The organism is Klebsiella sp. BIGb0149, assembly GCF_004362605.1.
Classification (GTDB): Bacteria; Pseudomonadota; Gammaproteobacteria; order Enterobacterales; family Enterobacteriaceae; genus Klebsiella; species Klebsiella terrigena.
In genome coordinates this window covers 987,628-1,009,779 of the sequence record NZ_SNYG01000001.1, presented here as the reverse complement: position 1 = coordinate 1,009,779, position 22,152 = coordinate 987,628, and the positions used below count along the sequence as shown (strand labels likewise).

At 56.3% G+C, this 22,152-nt stretch carries 20 protein-coding genes and 1 tRNA gene; 8 read left to right on the top strand and 13 right to left on the bottom strand.

From position 1 onward, the window contains the following. Positions 1-25: 25 nt before the first annotated feature. Positions 26-139 (top strand): DUF2770 family protein, encoded by a 114-nt coding sequence (locus tag EDF75_RS04845; protein WP_071844905.1) that lies wholly within the window; start codon positions 26-28, stop codon positions 137-139. On the opposite strand, the gene trhO is transcribed toward EDF75_RS04845, so the two are convergent. Beyond that, positions 125-1,189: an oxygen-dependent tRNA uridine(34) hydroxylase TrhO gene (gene trhO / locus EDF75_RS04840; RefSeq protein WP_133597455.1), complete on the bottom strand. Its 1,065-nt coding sequence runs from the start codon at positions 1,187-1,189 to the stop codon at positions 125-127. The genes EDF75_RS04845 and trhO overlap by 15 nt on opposite strands. Before the next feature lie 209 nt (positions 1,190-1,398). Here trhO and EDF75_RS04835 point away from each other — a divergent pair, with 209 nt between their 5' ends. The 3 genes from EDF75_RS04835 (at position 1,399) to EDF75_RS04820 (ending at position 4,199) form a co-directional block, all read left to right on the top strand. Further along, positions 1,399-2,322: a Kdo(2)-lipid IV(A) acyltransferase gene (locus EDF75_RS04835; protein WP_076945195.1), complete on the top strand. Its 924-nt coding sequence runs from the start codon at positions 1,399-1,401 to the stop codon at positions 2,320-2,322. A 148-nt stretch (positions 2,323-2,470) separates the two neighbouring features. Continuing rightward, complete coding sequence (gene mdtG / locus EDF75_RS04825) at positions 2,471-3,721, top strand: multidrug efflux MFS transporter MdtG (protein ID WP_133597453.1); 1,251 nt, start codon at positions 2,471-2,473, stop codon at positions 3,719-3,721. 91 nt (positions 3,722-3,812) lie between these two features. Beyond that, positions 3,813-4,199: a MysB family protein gene (locus EDF75_RS04820; RefSeq protein ID WP_133597451.1), complete on the top strand. Its 387-nt coding sequence runs from the start codon at positions 3,813-3,815 to the stop codon at positions 4,197-4,199. On the opposite strand, the gene EDF75_RS04815 is transcribed toward EDF75_RS04820, so the two are convergent. From EDF75_RS04815 to mdoG, 3 genes are all read right to left on the bottom strand, one after another. Then, a complete protein-coding gene (locus EDF75_RS04815) occupies positions 4,200-4,427 on the bottom strand; it encodes a YceK/YidQ family lipoprotein (RefSeq protein ID WP_041144943.1) in 228 nt (75 codons plus the stop codon). It abuts the gene before it with no gap. 66 nt (positions 4,428-4,493) lie between these two features. Then, positions 4,494-7,022: a glucans biosynthesis glucosyltransferase MdoH gene (mdoH, locus tag EDF75_RS04810; RefSeq protein WP_133597449.1), complete on the bottom strand. Its 2,529-nt coding sequence runs from the start codon at positions 7,020-7,022 to the stop codon at positions 4,494-4,496. Next, positions 7,015-8,568, bottom strand: coding sequence for a glucans biosynthesis protein MdoG (gene mdoG / locus EDF75_RS04805; RefSeq protein ID WP_076945190.1), 1,554 nt, complete (start codon positions 8,566-8,568; stop codon positions 7,015-7,017). Before mdoG ends, mdoH begins: the two co-directional genes overlap by 8 nt. A gap of 252 nt (positions 8,569-8,820) precedes the next feature. On the opposite strand from mdoG, the gene mdoC reads away from it, so the two are divergent. Next, positions 8,821-9,984, top strand: a complete 1,164-nt coding sequence (gene mdoC, locus EDF75_RS04800) for a glucans biosynthesis protein MdoC (RefSeq protein ID WP_133597447.1) — start codon at positions 8,821-8,823, stop codon at positions 9,982-9,984. Between the two features lie 50 nt (positions 9,985-10,034). Here mdoC and EDF75_RS04795 read toward each other — a convergent pair whose 3' ends face one another. The 6 genes from EDF75_RS04795 to ghrA form a co-directional block, all read right to left on the bottom strand. Continuing rightward, a complete protein-coding gene (locus EDF75_RS04795) occupies positions 10,035-10,625 on the bottom strand; it encodes a TetR/AcrR family transcriptional regulator (RefSeq protein WP_133597445.1) in 591 nt (196 codons plus the stop codon). 65 nt (positions 10,626-10,690) lie between these two features. After that, on the bottom strand, positions 10,691-11,215 hold the full coding sequence (gene ymdB, locus EDF75_RS04790) for an O-acetyl-ADP-ribose deacetylase (RefSeq protein WP_133597443.1): 525 nt from the start codon (positions 11,213-11,215) through the stop codon (positions 10,691-10,693). Positions 11,216-11,608: 393 nt separating this feature from the next. Continuing rightward, a complete protein-coding gene (locus EDF75_RS04785; RefSeq protein WP_133597441.1) occupies positions 11,609-12,100 on the bottom strand; it encodes a DUF1097 domain-containing protein in 492 nt (163 codons plus the stop codon). Between the two features lie 102 nt (positions 12,101-12,202). Further along, positions 12,203-12,757, bottom strand: coding sequence for a TorD/DmsD family molecular chaperone (locus EDF75_RS04780; protein WP_041144937.1), 555 nt, complete (start codon positions 12,755-12,757; stop codon positions 12,203-12,205). Between the two features lie 22 nt (positions 12,758-12,779). Then, entirely contained in the window at positions 12,780-13,517 is a 738-nt protein-coding gene (locus EDF75_RS04775) for a phosphatase (RefSeq protein ID WP_045854817.1), read from the bottom strand. An 85-nt stretch (positions 13,518-13,602) separates the two neighbouring features. Continuing rightward, complete coding sequence (gene ghrA / locus EDF75_RS04770) at positions 13,603-14,541, bottom strand: glyoxylate/hydroxypyruvate reductase GhrA (protein WP_133597439.1); 939 nt, start codon at positions 14,539-14,541, stop codon at positions 13,603-13,605. Between the two features lie 268 nt (positions 14,542-14,809). Here ghrA and EDF75_RS04765 point away from each other — a divergent pair. Continuing rightward, positions 14,810-14,897 (top strand) — tRNA-Ser (locus EDF75_RS04765). Between the two features lie 154 nt (positions 14,898-15,051). On the opposite strand, the gene EDF75_RS04760 is transcribed toward EDF75_RS04765, so the two are convergent. Next, positions 15,052-16,746, bottom strand: coding sequence for an NAD-dependent malic enzyme (locus EDF75_RS04760; RefSeq protein ID WP_133597437.1), 1,695 nt, complete (start codon positions 16,744-16,746; stop codon positions 15,052-15,054). 37 nt (positions 16,747-16,783) lie between these two features. Then, positions 16,784-18,157, bottom strand: coding sequence for a C4-dicarboxylate transporter DcuC (dcuC, locus tag EDF75_RS04755; protein WP_133597435.1), 1,374 nt, complete (start codon positions 18,155-18,157; stop codon positions 16,784-16,786). A 248-nt stretch (positions 18,158-18,405) separates the two neighbouring features. Here dcuC and EDF75_RS04750 point away from each other — a divergent pair, with 248 nt between their 5' ends. After that, positions 18,406-19,290 (top strand): MurR/RpiR family transcriptional regulator, encoded by an 885-nt coding sequence (locus EDF75_RS04750; protein WP_133597433.1) that lies wholly within the window; start codon positions 18,406-18,408, stop codon positions 19,288-19,290. Positions 19,291-19,318: 28 nt separating this feature from the next. On the opposite strand, the gene EDF75_RS04745 is transcribed toward EDF75_RS04750, so the two are convergent. Continuing rightward, entirely contained in the window at positions 19,319-20,686 is a 1,368-nt protein-coding gene (locus EDF75_RS04745) for a class-II fumarase/aspartase family protein (RefSeq protein WP_133597431.1), read from the bottom strand. Between the two features lie 410 nt (positions 20,687-21,096). Here EDF75_RS04745 and EDF75_RS04740 point away from each other — a divergent pair, with 410 nt between their 5' ends. Further along, positions 21,097-22,143, top strand: a complete 1,047-nt coding sequence (locus tag EDF75_RS04740) for a porin (RefSeq protein ID WP_133597429.1) — start codon at positions 21,097-21,099, stop codon at positions 22,141-22,143. Positions 22,144-22,152: the final 9 nt, after the last annotated feature.

Here is a 22,152-nt window from a genome sequence, read left to right as displayed (position 1 = left end):
AGGCCGTTTATCACTGAGAGATCCTATGCGTCGCCTGTATGACTTACTGATCAACAACGTCCGCGAGCACTTTATGATCTATCTCGCTCTGTGGCTGCTGCTGGCCATCATCGACCTCGTCTGGCTATGGTTTTTCTGACGTCTCAGGATCCGGGATCCCCAGCTTGGTATTCAGACGCCCGCGGGATTTATTGAAGATCTTATTCCCGTTCTCACGCCCGGCCCGCAGCTGACGCTGCTCCTCTTCCGGCAACTTATGCTCTTCCATACAGGATTCACTGCAGCATCCGGCAAACTTCTCCGCGCAGCACTGACACTGAATAAACAGCAGATGGCAGCCGTCGTTCAGGCAGTTAGTGTGGCTATCGCAGGGCTCACCGCACTGATGGCAGTGCGCGATGATGTCGTCAGAAATACGCTCGCCCATGCGCTCATCAAAAACAAAGTTTTTACCGATAAAACGCACCGGCAAACCCTGCTCGCGCGCGCGGCGCGCGTACTCAATGATGCCGCCTTCAATGTGCCAGACCTTGCTGAAGCCGTTGTGTTTCATCCACGCGCTGGCTTTTTCGCAGCGGATGCCGCCGGTACAGTACATAACGATTTTTTTATCTTTATGCTCCTGCATCATCTCAACCGCCTTCGGCAACTGATCGCGGAAGGTGTCGGCGGGAATTTCCAGCGCCTGCTCGAAATGCCCCACTTCGTACTCGTAATGGTTACGCATATCGATAAAGACCGCGTCGGGATCGTCCAGCATCGCGTTCACTTCCGCAGCCTTCAGGTAGTCACCGACGTCAGAGGCATCAAAGGTCTCATCATCGATACCGTCGGCAACAATTCGGTCACGCACCTTCAGGCGCAGCACCCAGAACGATTTCCCGTCGTCGTCGAGGGCGACGTTCATGCGCAGCCCTTCCAGCGCCGGGTTGAAGGCGTACAGATATTCGCGCAGGGCCTCTACGCGGCTTTGCGGGACGCTGATTTGCGCATTGATCCCTTCGTGGGCCAGATAAATACGGCCAAACACGTTCAGCTTAGTCAGCGCAATCCACAGGGCGTCGCGCGTCGCTTTTGGGTCAACGATGGTGAAGTACTTATAGAAAGAGATCGTCGTGCGCGGCTCGCTCTCGGCCAACATCTGCGCTTTTAACGTCTCATTTGAAATGCGGTTATGTAACACTGGCATGGTGTACCTGCTCGACATAGAAATGAGTAAAACAAACGGCCGGCATCATATAGTAAAAGGCATTAATTTACATCCATACATTTCACGCTACATTTTTTATAGCAACCTTAGCTATGATTTAACAATAAATGCCAACCTGGCCGCTGGTTTTGGCTGAACCATAAAAAAATGCGATAATAGAACGCGTTGCTTAATTAAACAGGTATGAGATGACCCATTTACCTAAATTTTCCGTGGCGTTGCTGCATCCGCGCTATTGGCTACTTTGGCCAGGAATCGGCCTGCTGTGGCTCGTTGTCCAGCTCCCCTATCCGCTGATTTATCGCTTGGGTACCGCCCTGGGTCGACTCGCGATGCGCCTGATGACCCGGCGCGCAAAAATTGCCTACCGTAACCTGGAGCTCTGCTTTCCCGAGAAGAGCGAGCAGGAACGTCATCAGCTGATAAAACAAAATTTTGAATCCGTTGGCATGGGCCTGATGGAAACCGGCATGGCCTGGTTCTGGCCTGCGCACCGCATTGCGCGCTGGACCGATTCTATCGGCGTCGAACATATCAGGGCCGTACAGGCGCAAAAACGCGGCATTCTGCTGATCGGTATCCACTTCCTCACACTCGAAATGGGCGCCCGCATGTTCGGGATGAATGAGCCGGGTATTGGCGTCTATCGCCCGAATGATAATCCGGTTATCGACTGGCTGCAGACGTGGGGACGACTGCGCTCCAACAAGGATATGATCGACCGTAAGGACCTGAAGGGCATGGTGCGGGCGCTGAAAAAAGGCGATGTTATCTGGTACGCGCCGGATCACGACTACGGCCCGGCCTCCAGCGTATTTGTACCGTTTTTTGCCGTCGAACAGGCCGCCACTACGTCCGGCACCTGGATGCTGGCAAAAATGTCGAAAGCCTGCATCGTTCCCTTCGTGCCGCGGCGTAAGCCCGACGGTAAAGGCTATGAGCTGATTATTTTGCCTCCGGAGTGCGATCCGCCGCTGGACGACCCGCAGACGACCGCCCTGTGGATGAACCACATCGTCGAGAAGTGCATTCTAATGGCGCCGGAGCAGTATATGTGGATGCATCGCCGCTTCAAGTCGCGCCCGCCCGGCGTTCCTTCGCGCTACGAATAGCCGTCGTTATTACGCCCAAAGCCCCCGTTAGGGGGCTACGACCTTAGCATTAAAAGCGCTCCTCCGTTGCAGCAATCCTTTCTCAGGCGCATAATTAGCAGGCTCATATTTTCAACTTTTGACCTGCGGCGCAGGCCAGTGGGATCCTATGTCGTCTGCCGATCTACCTGTTAACTGGAAACGTAATCTTACCGTCACCTGGTTCGGCTGTTTTTTAACCGGCGCGGCGTTCAGCCTCGTGATGCCGTTCCTTCCGCTTTACGTTGAACAGCTCGGCGTAACGGGCCACGGTGCCCTCAATATGTGGTCGGGTCTAGTCTTCAGCATTACCTTTCTTTTTTCCGCCGTCGCCTCACCGTTCTGGGGCGGCCTGGCCGACCGAAAAGGTCGCAAAATCATGCTGCTCCGTTCCGCGCTCGGAATGGCTATCGTCATGGTGCTGATGGGGCTGGCGCAAAATATCTGGCAATTTCTGCTGCTACGCGCGCTGCTGGGACTGCTAGGCGGGTTCATCCCGAACGCCAACGCCCTTATCGCCACCCAAATTCCACGCCAGAAGAGCGGATGGGCGCTGGGTACGCTCTCCACCGGGGCGGTCAGCGGCGCCCTGCTTGGCCCGCTGGCCGGCGGTTTTCTCGCTGACCTGTGGGGCCTGCGCCCCGTCTTCTTTCTCACCGCCAGCGTCCTGTTTATCTGTTTCCTCCTGACGCTGTTCTTTATTCGCGAGCAGTTTGTGCCAGTGGCGAAAAAAGAGATGCTTAGCGCCAAAGACGTCTTCTCCTCCCTGAAAAGCCCAAAACTGGTGCTCAGCCTGTTCGTCACCACCCTGATTATCCAGGTCGCGACCGGGTCGATTGCGCCGATCCTGACGCTGTACGTGCGGGATCTGAGCGGAGATATCGGCAATATTGCGTTTATCAGCGGAATGATCGCCTCCGTGCCCGGCGTTGCTGCCCTGATCAGCGCCCCGCGTCTCGGCCGGCTGGGGGATCGGATCGGGCCGGAAAAAATCCTCATCGTGGCGCTGATCCTCTCCGTTTTGCTGCTTATTCCGATGTCATTCGTCCAGACCCCGCTGCAGCTGGGCATTTTGCGTTTCCTGCTCGGCGCCGCCGACGGCGCGCTGCTGCCGGCGGTGCAAACGCTGCTGGTGTACAACTCCACCAGCCAGATCGCCGGCCGCATCTTCAGCTATAACCAGTCGTTTCGCGATATTGGCAACGTCACCGGCCCGCTCATCGGCGCCTCCGTCTCCGCCAACTATGGCTTCCGGGCGGTCTTTTTGGTTACCGCCTGCGTGGTGCTGTTCAACGCTATCTACTCGACCATCACCTTACGTCAGCCGCGAAGCAGCGAACCCTCTGGCGGCCGGGGCTCCGGCGATCGTTCGGTAAATTAAGTCCACAAAGCGTCCTTGCCCTTGACGCATCGCCCGCCGCCTTCTATAGATTGGATCGTGTCCATTTCTCATTCTTCTTAGGGGGTTAGCCATGCCAAAGGATTCCGTTTTCTATGCCACGCTCGAAGAAGCTATCGATGCGGCCCGCGAAGAGTACCTGGCCAATAATCCGGATAGCGACGAGGAGAGCACCAGCGTCGAGCAGCTGAATATCCAGAAGTACGTCTTGCAGGATGGCGATATCGCCTGGCAGGCCGAGTTCTTTGCCGACGATGAGGGGGAAGGCGAGTGCCTGCCGATGCTCAGCGGCGAAGCGGCGCAGAGCGTTTTTGACGGCGACTACGACGAGATAGAGCTCCGTCAGGAGTGGCTGGAAGAGAATACGCTCCATGAATGGGACGAGGGTGAGTTTCAGCTTGAACCCTCTCTGGATACGGAAGAGGGTCAGACGGCGGCCGATGAGTGGGACGAACGCTAGCTAATTGTAGGGGCCGTGGCTCGCATCAAGCGGCAGCAGCAGCGTGTCGAACACCAGCGAAAAAGGCAGGTCGAGGATGGTGATATAGCGCCACGGCGAGTCGCGAACGTCCCACTGGACGCCGGGATAATACTGATTGCCGTGCCCCTGCCCCGGCACCGTGCGGCTAATAATGCTGCCGCAGCCGCTGAGTACCACGGTCATGACGATGACCAGCAAAATTCTCATCTGTAACCTCAATTCCTGGAGAAAAAAATACCGGCAAAATTGCCGGTATTTTTCTTAACGTGCGGCTTACTTCGTTTTTAACGCCAGCGGATTCAGCGCTAGCTTGCCATAGGCATCCACCCACGAAGAGTATTTCTCCGGCGCGGCCCATACCCGATAGTGCAGGCGCGACAGGGTCACCGGGTCGCTTAACAGCACCAGACGACGGTCGCGGTTAAGTTTATCCGGCGTCTCGTTCAGCGCCTGCTCAACGTGACGTTCACGGGCGATATCGAGGATCCGACCGTGGCGGTGACGAGCGGTAGCCATTGCCGTTGCCAGCGCGTTAAACGACGGGTTAAACACGGCGTGCATAAAGCCATCATCCAGCGAACGCTGACGATTCAGGGTCAGGTAGGCGTCGGTATCCTTCAGCACCTGCGGCGGGGAGTACTCTTCCGGGATCAGGAACAGCTTCCAGCGTTTGGTACGCAGACCAATGGTCGCCCGGCTGGAGATCACCGACACAAACGGCGACAGAATCAGCGAGAAGACGATCGGTGCCAGCCAGAACAGGAAGCGCAGATCCAGCCACGCCATGCCGACGGCCCAAACCAGACCCAGCAGCAGCTGTGAACCGTGGCGCATAAACGCTTCGCCCCACGGGGTGGAGTCGTCATCACGCTGCGGCGAGTTCCAGACCACTTCCCAGCCGAGGAACGCGCTGACCACAAATACGGTGTGGAACAGCATACGTACCGGCGCCAGCAGCACGGAGAACAGCACCTCCAGCAGCAGAGAGAGGGTCACGCGGATAAACCCGCCGTACTCTTTCGACCCTTTGCACCACACCAGAATGATGCTCAGCAGCTTCGGCAGGAACAGCAGCACCATGGTTGAGGCAAACAGGGCTATCGCCAGCTCCGGACGCCACTGCGGCCAGACCGGGAACAGCTGACGCGGCTGCAGGAAGTACTGCGGCTCGGTGAGCGCGTGCACTACCTGCAGAGCGGTCGACAGGGCGAGGAACATAAACCACAGCGGCGCGGAGAGATAGGACATGACGCCGGTCAGGAACACCGCCCGGTGCACCGGGTGCATACCTTTAACCAGGAACAGGCGGAAGTTCATCAGGTTACCGTGGCACCAGCGACGGTCACGCTTCAGCTCATCCAGCAGGTTCGGCGGCAGCTCCTCATAGGAGCCCGGCAGGTCATAGGCAATCCACACGCCCCAGCCTGCGCGACGCATCAGCGCGGCTTCCACGAAGTCGTGCGACAGAATCGATCCGGCGAAAGAGCCTTCACCCGGCAGCGGCGCCAGCGCGCAGTGCTCAATGAACGGTTTTACGCGGATAATGGCGTTATGACCCCAGTAGTGCGACTCGCCAAGCTGCCAGAAGTGCAGACCGGCGGTAAACAGCGGGCCGTATACGCGGGTCGCGAACTGCTGGCAGCGGGCGTAGAGGGTGTCCATCCCGGAGGCGCGCGGCGAGGACTGGATGATCCCGGCGTTCGGGTTCGCTTCCATCAGGCGCACCAGGCCGGTCAGGCACTCGCCGGACATCACCGAGTCGGCGTCCAGCACCACCATGTAGCTGTACTGGCTGCCCCAGCGGCGGCAGAAGTCATCGATGTTACCGCTTTTACGCTTCACGCGACGACGACGACGGCGATAGAAAATCTGCCCCTCACCCTGGACTTCAGCAATCAGCTCCATCCACGCCTTTTGCTCCGCTACGCAAATATCCGGATTGTAGCTGTCGCTCAGGATGTAAACGTCGAAGTGCTGCTGCTGGCCCGTCGCTTTCACCGATTCCCAGGTGGCGCGCAGACCGGCGAAAACGCGATCGACGTCTTCGTTGCAGATAGGCATGATCAGCGCCGTCCGATGCTCTGGATTCAGCGGCTCATCGCCGACGGTGGAGGCGGAAATACTGTACTTATCGCGCCCCATCAGCAGCTGCAGGAAGCCCATCAGCGCCGTCCAGAATCCCGCTGATACCCAGCAGAAGAGGACCGCAAAGAGGATCAGAATACCGGTTTGCAGCATATACGGCAGCAGCTGCATAAATGAAACCCACAGATTCTGCCCTACCATGTCGGCGGGGTTGATTAACGCCCAGCCCTGATATGGCAGAATGGTTTTCATGTACCAGGTCGCGACGACCGTCTGCGCCAGCGTCAGCAGCAGCAGAATGTAGCGACGAATGGTACCGGCGGTGCGCCATTTCTGCTCGCTTTCCTGCTCTTCTTTGGTCAGACGAGAAAGATAGCGCGGGGTGACATCGCGTCCACGCAGCCGATCCCAGAAGCGGCCGACCGGGTTGGTCCGCCACGGATCCGGGAACATAGAGGAGCGCTTCGCCTTCGGCATGGCGTGCAGCTGGGTGCGACCTTCATCATCTTTGATGAGCTGATCGCCCGCCAGCGCATCCGGCCAGCTATGCTCCAGCCGCGCTTTCACCGACCCCAGAGGGGAATCGTCTTCGCGGGGAAAATCGTGACGATCGGCGTCCAGCGCTTCATGTACCGCCTTCAGGCTGGTATCAGGAAGTGCAGACTTCTCTGCACCCGACAGCGGTAAGGCGTCAATGTACTTGGTTATGTTATTCATTAGCAGGCAGCTGATAGCTCCAGGTTTCACTCAGCGTCTGGTCGGCATTGACCAGCGCAGCGCGCATTTCCGTAGTTTTCTTCGGATCTTTCACTTTCACGCGCAGAATCATACGCCAGCCCTTGGTGATCGGGTTATAACGCACCGCGTTCTCAACGATCTCCGCGTTATCGCCAATGCTCGCCTGCGCCGTTACCGGCGTATCTGACGGCAGTTTTTTCATCTCAGCGCCGGTGAAATCCACGATGAAGGCGATAGTGCCATCCGGCTGACGAATCAGGTTCGACTGCTTCACATCGCCGGTGGAACGACGGGTCTGCATCACGTAGGCGTTATCCGGCGCGTGCAGCTTGTCTTCATCGCGGCTGAAGGTAATAGAGTATTTGAAGTTCATCTCTTTACCCGGCTCCGGCAGCTGATCCGGCGTCCAGTAGGTCACGATGTTATCGTTAGTTTCATCGTTGGTTGGAATCTCAACCAGTTCGATTTTACCTTTACCCCAGTCGCCTTTCGGCGTGATCCATGCGCTCGGGCGCAGATCGTAGCGGTCGTCGAGATCTTCAAAGCGAGAGAACTGACGTCCGCGCTGCAGCAGGCCAAAGCCTTGCGGATTTTCCATCGCGTAGCTGCTGACGGCCAGATGCTTCGGATTGTTCAGCGGACGCCAGATCCACTCCCCGTTGCCGGCGAGAATAGAGAGACCGTTAGAGTCGTGCAGCGCCGGACGGTAGTTTGTCGCCGGAGAGGGCTGATTCGGCCCAAACAGGAACATGCTGGTCAGCGGTGCAACGCCCAGCTTACCGACCTTGTCACGCAGGTAAACCTTGGACTGCACGTCAACCACGGTATCGCGACCCGGCATAATGACAAAACGATACGCTCCGGTTGCGCGCGGGGAATCGAGCAGAGCATAAATCGTCAGACGCTTGTCGGTCGCTTTTGGACGCTCGATCCAGAACTCGCGAAAACGCGGGAACTCTTCGCCTGAAGGCAGTGCGGTATCGATAGCAAGGCCGCGAGCGGAGAGCCCGTAAACCTGGCCCTGGCCCAGTACGCGGAAATAGCTGGCTCCGAGCATGCTGACAATTTCGTCATTCTTATCTTTGCTGTTGATCGGGTACAGCACTTTAAACCCGGCAAAGCCAAGGTCTTTGACCGTGTCTTTGTCATGCTGGACGCTGCCAAAATTGAAGTAGTCCGGGTTATATTTGATCTTGTGCACGCTACTTGCAGTCACTTCGTTGATCGTGACCGGCGTGTCGAAGTACATGCCCTGATGATAAAATTCAAGTTTGAACGGGGTCTTCTGGTTGTTCCAGTATGCTTTATCGTGATTAAACTGGATTTGCTGGTAGTCCGCGTATTTCATGTCACGGAAAACGGAGGGCAGGTTGCTCTTCGGCGCTTCATAGCCCTTCCCGGCTAACGATTTTGCCTCTTTTGCAACGTCATCAATGCTAAACGCCCATGCAGATGAAGTACACAGGGACAACATTACGGCTGCGCTTAACCAGCGCATTTTCATCATCTGTGGTTTATGTTTCATATAAGTAAGCACTTCCCCCTTTGTGTGCTTAAATCGATCCGATCTATTTTAATGGAAATTCAGGCAATCCGACAACATAATCCCTGCATTGTTCAGCTTAGCAGTACAGGTAATGGACAGTTCTCTGTCACTTTTGCACTTTGCGTGCTTATCCTGGAGACAGGTATCCAGAGTTGATGTAGGGTTGCTGAGAATTTAAACGTTATCACCTTGAGTGATAAGACGAATTGTCTGAGAAAGTAGTGAAACTGTATGAATAATGCGCCAGTAGAACGTGAATATTTCTTCGATAGCATCCGCGCATGGTTAATGCTTCTGGGGATACCCTTTCACATATCGCTTATCTATTCCAGCCACAGCTGGCATGTTAATAGCGCCGAACCTTCGTGGTGGCTGACGCTGTTCAACGATTTTATTCATGCATTTCGCATGCAGGTTTTCTTTGTCATCTCCGGCTACTTCTCCTACATGCTTTTTCTTCGCTATCCGCTAAAAAAATGGTGGAAAGTGCGGGTCGAGCGCGTGGGCATCCCCCTGTTAACCGCCATTCCGCTGCTGACCCTGCCGCAGTTTATTATGCTGCAGTACGTCAACGGTAAAGCCGACAGCTGGCACGCGCTCTCAGGGTACGACAAATTCAACACCCTCGCCTGGGAGCTGATCTCGCATCTGTGGTTTTTACTGGTGCTGGTCGTTCTGACCACCCTCGGGGTGGTGCTGTTCAAATGGCTCACCGGGCGCCGCACGGAAGGCGGCCCGAGTTTTGGTGACACCGTCACATTGTCTCAGCTGTCGATGATTTTCCTCGCGCTCGGCGTGCTCTACGCGCTGATCCGCCGCACGCTGTTCATTCTCTACCCGCCAATTCTCAGCAACGGCCTGTTTAACTTTATCGTCATGCAGACCCTGTTCTACCTGCCGTTCTTTATTCTCGGCGCGCAAACCTTTATCAACCCGCGCCTGAAAGCGCTGTTCACCCGGCCGTCGCCGTGGTGCTACGTCGGGGCCCTGCTGGGCTTTATCGCCTACCGCCTGAACCAACAGTACGGCTCCGGTGACGCGTGGATGTTTGAAACCGAGTACGTCATTACCATGGTGCTCGGACTGTGGATGGTTAACGTGGTGTTTTCCCTTGGGCACCGCCTGCTGAACTTCCAGTCGGCGCGGGTGACCTATTTTGTGAATGCCTCGCTGTTTATCTATCTGGTGCACCACCCGCTCACCCTGCTGTACGGCGCGTGGATTGCTCCGGCCATCCAATCGAACACCTTAGGGTTTATTGCCGGGCTGATTTTTGTGGTCGGCATTGCGGTGATCCTCTACGAAATTCATCTGCGGATCCCGCTGCTGCGCTTCCTCTTTTCGGGGAAATTCCAGACTAAAACGCCGAAGCCGCAGGTTTCGGCCAACGGATAGCCCCACCGGGGCTGCGCCAGGCGCGCGGCCCCGGTGCAGGCCAGCGAAGATTATTTTTTGTCAAACAGAAGCTGGAACAGGTCGCGATAGAGCGCGGCCATCGCCGGCTTATTGGCCTCCGCTGCGGTGGTCAGCTCACGGCGATACGCCGCGCCCTCGGTTAATACCGCAATCAGTTCACTGGCGGCATCGATCTGCTCCGCCGACATCTCGGGATGAGAGTGACGGGTAAGGCGCCCGCCCTCCTCTTTCAGGCGCCGGTCGGCCTGCTGTAAAATTTCGCGCAGGCGCGGGTTTCTCGAGGCTTCGGCGTTAATCTCCATCAGCAGATAATTGTCGGTTATCATAGCGGCCGACGGCGGTATGACGCCAGCCAGCAGCGATGCCATCCGCTCGAGGTCGTGATTGCCGCGAATCATCTCCTCCACCCTGGCGTGAACAATTTCGCTGACTATCGCCTCGATAATCTCCTCTTTGCTGGCAAAAATACGGTACAGCTGCCCTACGCTAAGCCCGGCCTCGCGGGCAATATCGGCAACGGACGCGCCGTGGAGCCCTTTTGCGGCAAAACATGCTTGTGCCGCAGAAACAATCTCCGCCCGACGAACGAGCTGCTTTTGCGCTACCTTTCCCTCAGCCACCAACAGATCTCCTTCATTGATAATTGCCAACGCCTGCCTGGCCAGCAGCGTCGCCTGCGCTGCGCCTATTGTGCCTGCAGCAGGCGGTGATAAATCTCAGCCGTTTCGGCATCAAAACAGACAAAGCAGACGCGTTCCAGCGGATTGTAGCGGGTGAGAAAGGCGTTCACCGTCCGCACGGCTATCTCCGCCGCAGCCTGCTTAGGGTAACCGTACACGCCGGTGCTGATTGCCGGGAAAGCAATAGAGCGGTAGCTATTCGCCGCCGCCAGCTGCAGGCTGTTTTTATAGGCATCGGCCAGCAGTTCAGCCTCCTGGCGATCGCCGCCGTGCCAGATCGGCCCAACGGCGTGAATAACCGCGCTGGCCGGGAGCTGGCCGGCGGTGGTGATCACCGCATGACCGGGAGCGCACTCGCCCTGCTGCTGACGCACTATTTTGCACGCGGCCAGCAGCTCCGGCCCGGCGGCCCGATGAATAGCGCCATCGACCCCGCCGCCGCCGAGCAGTGAAGGGTTAGCAGCGTTGACGATAACATCGACTGCCAGCGTTGTGATGTCTCCGAGAATAACCTCAGGTTTAACAGCCATTTCGCCTCCTGTCGGCAAACGTCTTAAGTAAAGCTTAGCGGTAATATCGCATGACGGCCCCGAGGACGAAAGCCCGAGGCCCGGCAATGCGCGATGTTCGGTTGCCAGAATAGCAAGGGTATGTTGCGGATTAATATACTTTAATTGCCCTGGCCTGCTGTTTTCCTCGCGCAGGCTCCCTTTTGCGGGCGCCGACCGGCAATCCGTTTAATTTTTCGCCTGGGCCCGGGCGTAACAATATGATTAACCATCGAATAAAATGGCTTCGAGAGTACAGCCCGGGGGAGCGTTACGCCCGCCGTGGCGCCAGGGAGCGCTGCGCAAGCAGGAAAAGGTGATTGACAGCAAAGCAAAACAGGACCTGAGGTCCTGTTTTAGGTGGGATAGCGCCGCTCAGGCTTCGTCGGGGGTTTCGCGGGCCAACGATTTACTCTTTTCCGCCCGCGCTGCCAGCCAGAGTCCGCTGTTTTTCATCGCATAGCCAAAAACCAGCCCCAGCGCCAGAGAAGGCACAATCAGACGCCAGTCGCCGCCGCCGGCAAAGGTTGCGCAGGCGCCGATAAAGGTTCCGGGCACGAAGGAGAGCAGCACCTGACGCGCCTGAATGCACATCAGAAACGCCACGATGCCGGTTATTATATAGCCGAGGATTTCCAGATGCGGCGCCAGCGCGCTGCCGTAGACGATCGCCTGGGCCCATATCACGCCGCTCATCACCGTACATGTAGAGATCAGCAGCCCTTTCAGGCCGCCCTGCGGGCAGGCAAAATAGGCCGTGCAGCCGAGAAAGCCAGCCCAGCTCAGCAGGCCGAGCGCGACCGCCACCCATCCCCAGATCCCGGAGAGAATGCCCGTCGTTATTGCAATTGCGAGAAGTATGTTCATGGCGCGTATCATAGCAGATACGCACCCTTCAAATGCGATCCTGAGCACACTATCTGAAATAGCATTCTCTTTGTTGCATTTGAAACGTGATATGAATCACATTTATTCTTCGTTCTCTTCCTGCAGCTCATCCCACATGGCGGAGAGCGCCTCGCGCGTCAGCGGCGCCATTGTCCGCCAGAAAGGCGTCACCGCATGGGCCTCGACCTTGCCGAGGAAGATCCCGCACCACGGCAGAATATAGTCGGCAAACAGCGTTTCCAGGGTCTCGCTTTCATCTTCCGTCGCATGATCCTCAAGCCACGAAGCGGCCAGCAGCAGGGAACCAATATGATCGGCTCGCCCCTCCCCGGTTGGGATCCCGTGCTCGCTCAAAAAGCCGCGAACTTCGGCCTCCGTAGCGCCCTCAACCCAGGCGCTACGGTACGGCGGGACGCCGCACTCTTCGCCGACAAACAGCGCGTTGTAATCGGCGGCCAGCGGCTGCACGTCGCAGCTTTTTTGCAGGCGCTCCAGCTGCTCATCCTGCTCCAGCGGCCAGCTTGCCGCCAGCTTGCCTTCACGAATAAGGGTAAACAGCGGCACCAGCAGCGGGTCCTGTGGCTGACGATAGTACAGGGAGCCCAGCACGCGGCAGAGGATTGAAAACTCGTTCATTCATTTATTCCAGTTAGAAAAATTAAAGATCGGCAAACTCAGCGATCGCCGGCATCCCGCGAGATTCAAGGAAATTCAGCAGCCGGCGCGGAGAAACGTTAAGGATCCTCTCCTCGGGGAAATTCACCTCATCGAGGATCTTGCGACACTCCCTGAATTCGCCCAGCGTAAAGGCAGTATGCGAATCAGAGCCGAGGGCCACCCAGCCTCCGGCATCGCGCACCGCGGCGGCGATGGCCCGGCAGTTATCTTCGCTGCCTACGCGTGAGGAGATAAATGAGGAGTTGTTGATCTCCAACGCCACCTGGTATTTTGCCGCCGCTTCGGCGATGGCCGGGATATCGACCGGGAATTTAGGGTTGCCCGGGTGGCTGATAATGTGCACCGCGCCGCTCGCCATCGCGGCGATCATCGCCTCGGTATGGGTTGCTTTGTCCTGCGGTGGAAAGACCGGCTCATGGAAGCCCGCAATGAACAGGTCCAGGGAGGTGAGCATCGGACCGGAGCAGTCAATTTCACCGTGAATATTTTTAATGTTGGCTTCAATACCGCGCAGAATGCCAACGCCGTCCACCAGCCGCGGCCAGATGCGCATATTGACGAAGTGCCAGTAGTGCGGCGCATCGGCCATATCCGGGCCATGATCGGTGATCGCAAAGAGTTTGATCCCCTTGCGCTTTGCTTCGGCAATGTAATCGTGCAGGGTGCTGTAGGCGTGGGTACTGGCGACGGTATGCATGTGCAGGTCAACAGGATACATCACAATCTCCTTCTCTGTTTGTGGCAAGAATAGCAGGAATCAGGACGTATGATTAGCAAAACCCCCGCCGCAGCGGGGTTCTCTTTTAATAACCGCGCTGGCGATCGACCTGCCCGCTGACCGTTTCCCCTCGTTCGAGCTGGCTAATCGTACCGGCTATATAGGCAATCGCTTCCTGCGGCCGCGTCACCGCGGCGATATGCGGCGTCATTGCCACTCGCGGATGCGCCCACAGCGGGCTTGCCGCCGGGAGCGGCTCGCGGCTGAAGACATCGAGCATGGCGCCTTTAAGTTTACCGCTTTCCAGCGCCGCCAGCAGGTCGTCTTCAACGACATGGACGCCGCGCGCCAGGTTGAGAACATAGCTGCCGTCCGGAAGCTGCGCCAGCAGCTGCTGATTAATAATGCCGACGGTCTCCGCCGTGTTGGGCAGCAGGTTAATCAGGACCCGGGTTTCGCGCAGGAATTCATTCAGCTCATCGGCCCCGGCAAAGCTTTGCACCTGCGGCCACGCCTTGCGGCTGCGGCTCCAGCTGCGCAGCGGGAAGCCCCATGCCTGCAGCCCTTGCGCAACCTTCGCGCCGAGCACGCCGGCCCCCATGATGCCGATGGTAAAATCTTCGCGCCGGTATTCATCGAGCGGCTGCCAGCGCGCCTGCTGCTTCAGCGCCTGATAATCGTCAAACCGGCGGAACCAGTGCAGCACCTGGCTGACCGCATACTCCTGCATCTGCAGCCCCATGCCGGTATCTTCCAGGCGGAACAGCGGAATCGATAGCGGCAGCATCTGCGGATGTTCGCGCAGTTTGCTGAGGATCGAATCCACCCCCGCGCCGAGCGCAAAGACGGCCTTTAGGTCGCGGCCCTGGAGCATTTCCACCGGCGGGTGCCAGACCAGCGCATAGTCGGCGGGCCGATCGTCGCCAGGCTTCCACTCGCGTACGCGCGAACCGGGGAGCTGTTTTTCCAGCTCGGCAATCCAGTACGGGATATCAAACGTCGGGTGGTAAAAGATAATCTCCATTGTGACTCCTGATAGCTAATGTCTTCAGCAGGTTTGCGTTAGCGCCGTATTTTACTTGTTGTTTTCTATTGGTTTGCCAGCATAGCAAATTTCGACTGGCCGGCGGGTAAAAAGAGAGTGGTGACAAAAAAAACGATTGTCGTGCGTTTCGCCAGCAGGTTGCGCGAAGTTTGGCTAAACGCGCGCTTTTTTAAAAAAGTTGATTGACGGGAGATAGGTATTTCCCTAAATTAGCGCCCGTTCCCAGCGACAACGGGAACGACAATATGGTGAGGTGTCCGAGTGGCTGAAGGAGCACGCCTGGAAAGTGTGTATACGGCAACGTATCGAGGGTTCGAACCCCTCCCTCACCGCCATATTTGAAGAAGAGCTCGTACGCAAGTACGGGCTTTTTTTTCGTCTATTTCACCCGCCGGGAGGGATAAGAAGTCTCGACCAGGGTTCGACAGCTGGCATCGCCAGCTGGACAGACCGCGAGCCAGCCCTCCCCTTCGCAAAGAATCAGGTGATTCAGAACGGCGTGCGCCGGTACTGTCGATAAACCGGACGCCAGAAGCTGTCCGCAATGCGTGCCCGCAGCGTCTCCTCTGAGAGCACGGGGGCAACGCCGTCTTGCTGCGCCGCCTGCGCTACGCGAATCGCAATATGTTTAGTCATCGACTGAATATCCGAGATATCGGGCAGCAGCGGCCCGGTACCGTGAAGCGCCAGCGGAGAGTGCTCCGCCAGCGTTCGGCTTGCCGCCATCAGCATCCCTTCCGTCACCCTCCGGGCCTCGCCGATCGCCACCCCAAGCCCGATGCCGGGAAAGATATAGACGTTATTGCATTGCGCAACGGGGTAGCTTTTCCCCTGCCGCTGCACGGGCTTAAAAGGGCTGCCGGTCGCAACGATCGCCCGCCCGTCGGTCCAGGCCAGAATATCTTCCGGCCGCGCCTCGACCCGGGAGTCCGGGTTCGAGAGCGGCATAATAATCGGCTGCCGGCAGTGACGATACATCTCGGTTATCACAGCTTCGTTGAACAGACCGGGCTGGCCGCTTACGCCAATCAAAACCGTCGGCTGCGCGCGGCGAATCACCTCCAGCAGGCCGTAATTACCGTCCTTGCCCTCCCACTCCCCCAGACGGCTGCGCGGCTGGCCGAGGCGTGCCTGGAAGGCGAGGAGACCCGCCTGATCTTCCGTGAGCAGGCCAGCGCGGTCAACCATATAGATCCGCGCCCGGGCCTGCGCATCGCTTAAACCTTCGGCAACCATCTGCGTCACAATCTGTTCGGCAATCCCGCATCCTGCCGACCCGGCGCCAAGAAACACCACCGTCTGTTCGCGCAGCGGCCGTCCGGTTGCCCGGCTCGCCGCCAGCAGCGCTCCCAGCGTTACCGCGGCGGTTCCCTGGATATCATCATTGAAACAGCACAGCTCATCGCGGTAGCGCTCCAGCAGGGGCATCGCCGCCTGTTGGGCAAAATCTTCAAACTGCAACAAGACATCCGGCCAGCGATGCTTAACGGCGCGGATAAACAGATCGATAAACTCAAAATACTCCTCGCCGGTAATGCGCGAATGCCGCCATCCCATATAAAGCGGATCGCTTAGCAGCCGGGGGTTATTGGTTCCAACATCAAGAAAAACGGGCAGCGTATATTCAGGCGCAATCCCCCCGCAGACCGTATATAACGACAGCTTGCCGATCGGGATCCCCATTCCGCCCATTCCCTGATCGCCCAGCCCTAAAATACGTTCGCCGTCGGTAACAACAATCACCCGGATATTCTGCCGGGAAGCATTATGCAGAATATCATCGATGCGAAAGCGATCTTCCCAGCTGATAAAAAGCCCGCGCGCGCGGCGATACATGGCCGAAAAATGCTCGCAGGCAAGCCCCACTACCGGGGTATAGATAATGGGCATCATTTCCGCTAAATGGCGCTCCAGCAGATGATAAAAGAGGGTCTCGTTAATATCCTGAATATTGCGCAAATAGATATGTCGGGCAATAGCAGAATCGATGCTCTGAAACTGCTGCCAGGCGCGTCGGGCCTGCTCTTCAATCGTTTCAACCGCGGCGGGGATCAGACCATGAAGATTAAAATTATCGCGCTCTGGCAGCGTAAAACCGCTGCCTTTATTCAGCAAAGGGGACTCCAGCAGCAGCGAACCGGCATACGGAATATAAAGTGGCTTGTCTTTGATATCATTCAACATAACGGGGTCCCGGTGAGTGAAGCGATCCATATCGTTTTCAGAACATGACATAGTTGGCCGCCAGCATGGCGATAATACCGCCCACTGCAGGAATTAACGTCCGGCGGACGATAGCAAATGGCGAACACTCCCCGGCCTTACTGACGGCGATGATAATCCCGGCGACCGGGGAGATAGAGCGTCCCATGCCGGCCATCATCTGCATCGGCAGGATCATTTTTACCGCGCTTTCACCAAAGGTCTTTGCAATAGAAGGAGCCATACCGGAGAAGGAGAAAAAGGCCGCGACGCCGGAGCCGGTGAGCACGGCGGTCACGCCGACCAGGGCGGTCATGACCAGCGTCATGCTGGCAAAACCAAAACCGGCGTTGCGTACGGCATCGAGTAAATAGTCGATAGCGCCAATTTTTTGCATTCCCTGGGCATAAATATCGGCACACACCAGCAGCGAAACAATGCTGGTAAACATGCTCCCCATCCCTTTAAAAAAGCTCTGCACGCCTTTACAGCTGGCGCGAAAATCCCGCGTCACCGCCAGCTCGCAGACGAAGGCCAGCAGCGTCCCGACGATCATCGCGGTAACCACGTCGACCTTAACCGAGGTGATGACTAACGGGCTGAATACCAGCACCAGTATGACGGGAAAGACCGGAAGAATGGCGTAAAACGTCGGCGCCCGCGGCCCGGCTTCGCCGACGCTCTCCTGCTCCACCAAGGCTTCACCTGGGTAATGTCCCTCTTTTTTATCGTAATATTTCGCGGTGAAGAAAATCAGCACCGCGACCGCCAGCATCACGGCCAGCGCCACCGGCATCTGGTAGTGGGCAAAATAGACCGCCGCCTCCATACCGGCATGCTTAGCCGCGAGGTTAGCGGTGCCAACCGCCGGGCCTAAATCCATAAACGCGCACAGGCCGATCATCGAGGCCGCCGCCGCTTTGCTCACTCCCAGACGCACCAGCACCGGGAAAAAGGTCACCAGCAGCAGCATCGCCAGCCCGGCGGCGCTGGAGATCGCCACGTGCAGTAGCTGAGCGCAAATATATCCCAGCGCCAGAATCACGTACGGGGCTTTAATAACCTGTAAAGGACGAATGCAAACGTTCACCATCGCATTCGACGCCTTAATATGATCCATGTAGCTGGCAAAGCCCCCGGCCGCCATGATGATAAGCCCTATCCCCGCAACCTGGGTGGCCAGGGACTCTTTGGCGAAAGCGAAAATATCGAGCCATATTGAGCCCGTCGATTTTGCGTGGCCGTAAAGAATGCTCTGTTGCGGATAAAACAGCGCCGTGACGGTCAGCAGCGTCAGGCCGGCCAGCAGCAGAACCGTCTGGGGCTGAACGTTTTTAATGATTAACCATGCAGCAATAATGGTAATCACAATGGCGATTATAAATGCGATCATGGATGATATCCTTGTATGAAGCCGGGTAAGATACGGAGCGCTTCGCTTCTGGTCGAGGGTTGTTTTTAGATGGCAACAGAGTAAATTTCGCGGGCGGCGTAAAAAATGAGAAAATGATTTTCCCACAGCAAATTGTGCGCACGATCCCATAACCTGAAGCGTCCCTGCTGATGGCATTAGCGTAATACTTACTTATCTCTCTAACTATGAGATATTTCACAGAGAAATAAGTCTTCGGGGTCAATGAAATGCCGATTAAATCACCCTTAACGCTGGATGAATATAAAGCCAACACCGCACATTTATCCGCTTTAACCGAGTCAGAACAGCGCCTGGATAACTATATCCGCGACCATTTTAATGAAATTCCCTACCACGGCATTGTCGATATCGCAAACAACGCGGCGGTCAGTAAAGCGACCATTGGGCGGTTTTTAAATAAACTCGGTTTCACCGGTTACGCGGCGTTCCGGCGCGTCGTTGAGGAGTCGCTGTCGCCGCAAAAGATGATTTCCCCCTATGAGCTGGCCGCGCGCTCGCCGGCCAGAGACCACGTGGCAACGGAACAGGTGGTCACGGAGTTCAATAATAACGTGGCGGGCCTTTTTGCCAGCTTCAAAGAGAGTATCGAGATCAACAGTCTGAATCAATTTATCGATATTATCCTCAACGACGAGCGTAAATTATATGTCGTCGGCCCCTCATCATCCCATGCGATGGCAACGCACTTCGTCACGCTCATCAAGTATTTTCGCGATCGCGTCACGCTATTATCGCTGGATGCCGGAGAATTACCAAAATCGTTGCTAAACCTGACCGATAACGACGTTTTGATCGTTTTCTCATACTATCGATTTAATAATATGGCGCTACGCATCGCCGAATGGTTTCGCAGCAAAAAGGCGCTGGTGGTGCTAATCACCAATTCTGAATCCAACCCCTACGGGAAATTTTGCAATCTGCAATTCGTGTTACCGAGCGATACCCATTCGGTATTTAAAAGTCGGATCATTGGTTTTTTCTTTATTGAGCTGACGCTGCATCTGGCCTATGAAAAAGGCGGCGGAGAAGGCAATTTTGAACAGCTGGAAGATCTTTTCGGCTTTTTTGAAACCTTCTCATCCGGTACCTGACGGCCACCGGATGAGCAGACATTGCCGATCAGGCCGGGGAAGATAGCTGACGATCGAAAGCATCGATCGCTTCATCAATTAACGCATCGTTGCTGCCAAGCCAGCTGGTCGGTTCGCAGGCCTCGCGGATCTCCTCCGCGGACAGGAGATCGACGATCGCCGGACATCCGGTGAGGGTCTCGTACAGGTTCTGCGATCCGTCCGCCTGGTTTAGCAGGTTTTTCAGCATGTTGTACCCCTCACTGCGGCCAACCTTTTCTGCCAGCTTCATGGAGACGGATTCAGACATAATAAAGTGATGCGAGGCGCTGAAGTTCGCGCGCATCTTAGCGGTATCCACCACCAGATGACGAATCAGGCGTTCGCCGCGCTCGAGGCTGGTCGCAAGACATAGCGCCGCTTCCGGCACCAGCGTCCAGTTCAGCACCCGGGCGGAGGCGGAACGGACGTCATGCTGATCGAGCAGGTTTGGCGCGCCTGAGGAGTACATCCAGCCCATGCGGGCCAGCGTCTGTATCATATTGCTGGAGCGCGGGTTGGTTTTATGCGGCATCGCGCTGGAGCCGCCGCCGCCTTCCCCCTCTCGCAGCTCGGCAATCGGCGTGCGCCCCAGCGTCTCGACGTCATTGGCGATCCGGCACAGCGTGCCGTGCACGAGGGCGAAAAACTGCACCACTTCAACGACGTTATCCTGGCTGGCGTTCATGGCGCCTGATGGGCAGCTTAATCCCAGCTCGCTCATCAGACGGTTGCGAATAGTCAGCCCCTGCGCGCCAACCGACGCCAGGTTACCCACCGCCCCGCCAAATAAGCCGGTTGTCGCCGTCGCGAACAGGTTATCCAGACGTCGCACATGCCGGGTCAGCTCCCCCAGATAGCCGCTCACCTGTAGCCCCCACGTGGTAGCCGATGCGTCTATCGAATTGGTGCGCGCCACCATGACGCTGTGCTTATGCTCTACGGCCATCTCTTTTAGCGCGTTTCCCAGCCCAATCGCCAGGCGCCGCAGCAGCGTCAGCGTCTGATGGAGACGCATCGCCAGTCCGGTATCCAGAAGATCCTGGGTGGTGCAGCCCCAGTGCAGATATTTTTTCACCAGCGGCGTCCCCGCATCGGCAATCTGATCGATCAGCGGCTTGATTGGCATACCCACGCTGCGGGTTTCCTCGGCAAGTCGGCCCCAGTCAAGGGAAAGCGTCCGGCAGGTTTCGCTAATATCGTCCGCCGCCTGCTGCGGAATCATCCCCAGCTCTGCCTGAACGCACGCCACGGTCGATTCGAACGTTAGCCAACAGCGAATCAGGTTTTCATCCGACCAGATAACCTTCATCTCCGATTGGGTAAACAGAGAGGAATAGAGTTCTGAATCAAATACCGAACTTTGACTACCTCGCATCATTAACTCCTGTATGGATTGCGCCCTTATCAACAGCATGGCGCCATTTTGCTACAACCGAATGGTTTTCTCTATCCGGGCTGATTGTGCGTTAAATAATTAAGCGGAAAAATGGGAAAATTTATTTCCCACAACCGAGCCAGGATCCCGGATCTAAAATGTGAGCGACTTAACAAACCCACCCTGATTTACGCCGCCGAGGTGCTTAAATTAATTAATCTCCGGGCCGTCAAGGGATTAATCCGCGGTGAAAAGAGCAAAGTTTATGGCAATTTGTGTTTAAGCTCACAATTGATTATGAGAAAAAATGTTTCCCCTATTTCCCGCCCTCGTTCAGGTTTAAAAAAAAACGTACCTCCAACAATAGAACATAACCCGTTACTACGCCTTTTCTCTGGCCCGAGGATCCTATGCATATAACAACGAAAGCCATCATTATTGGCGCATTAATCAGCGTCAGCTATTCCGCTTCGGCAATGAACGTTTATAAAGATAAAAAGAGCACGCTGGATATATATGGCCGGTTAGAATGGCAGCTCGCCCACGGCGACGCCTCATTTGCCGAAGACGATTCGCGCAGCCAGCTCGGGGGTCGCCTGGGGCTTTATTTAACGCATAAATTAGATTTACTTGATGAAACCAAAATAGTCGGCCGGGTTGAATGGCAGGTGCGAACTGAAAAAAACGATAATAAAACCGGCGATAAAGATCTGGACGCGCGCTATGCCTACCTCGGTCTTTCCCACAAGCGCTACGGGGAATTAATCGGCGGGCGCACCAAAAACCCGCTCTATCAGGTCATGAAAATGACCGACCGCTATAAAAACTTTACCCCCAACGTCTATAGCTACGGGATCACGACAATAGATAGCTCGTACCAGTTTAACCGTCAGGACGGCACCGTGCAGTGGAACGGCGAGTTTGACGGGCATCAGATCCAGCTGGCATACGTGATGGGTAACGGTAATAGCGATAATGACGCCCTCGATGACGGCATAATGGCCAGCTATCGAAAAACCTGGTCGCTGGCCGATCTGCAGATAACGCCGGCCATCGCCGCCAGCGAATATAAACGTAAGGAGGGGATCAAAACGACGGACGGGAGGAAAAAACATACGCAATATATCGGCGGACTGCAGCTGGACTATGGCAATATTTCGCTCGCTACCACGGTAGGCCGCGTGGCTATCGCCCGTGATAATAATAGCGATAACGATTATACCAGCTTCGACTCTTTAGCCTCATGGAAATATCAAAAAGTTAGATTCTTAGGAGGATATAGTACGCTAAATGAAAATGGCAAAAAATATGCCGAACGCCGGGGCTGGCGTGCCGAAACACAATTAAGCCTGGCGAAAGATACCTGGCTGTCCCTGAGCTACGTGAAGGAATTAGCCAATAAAAATAAGCCAGCCCATGACGATGCATTCATCGCCGGGCTGCGCTACGACTTTTAAGGATAAGCA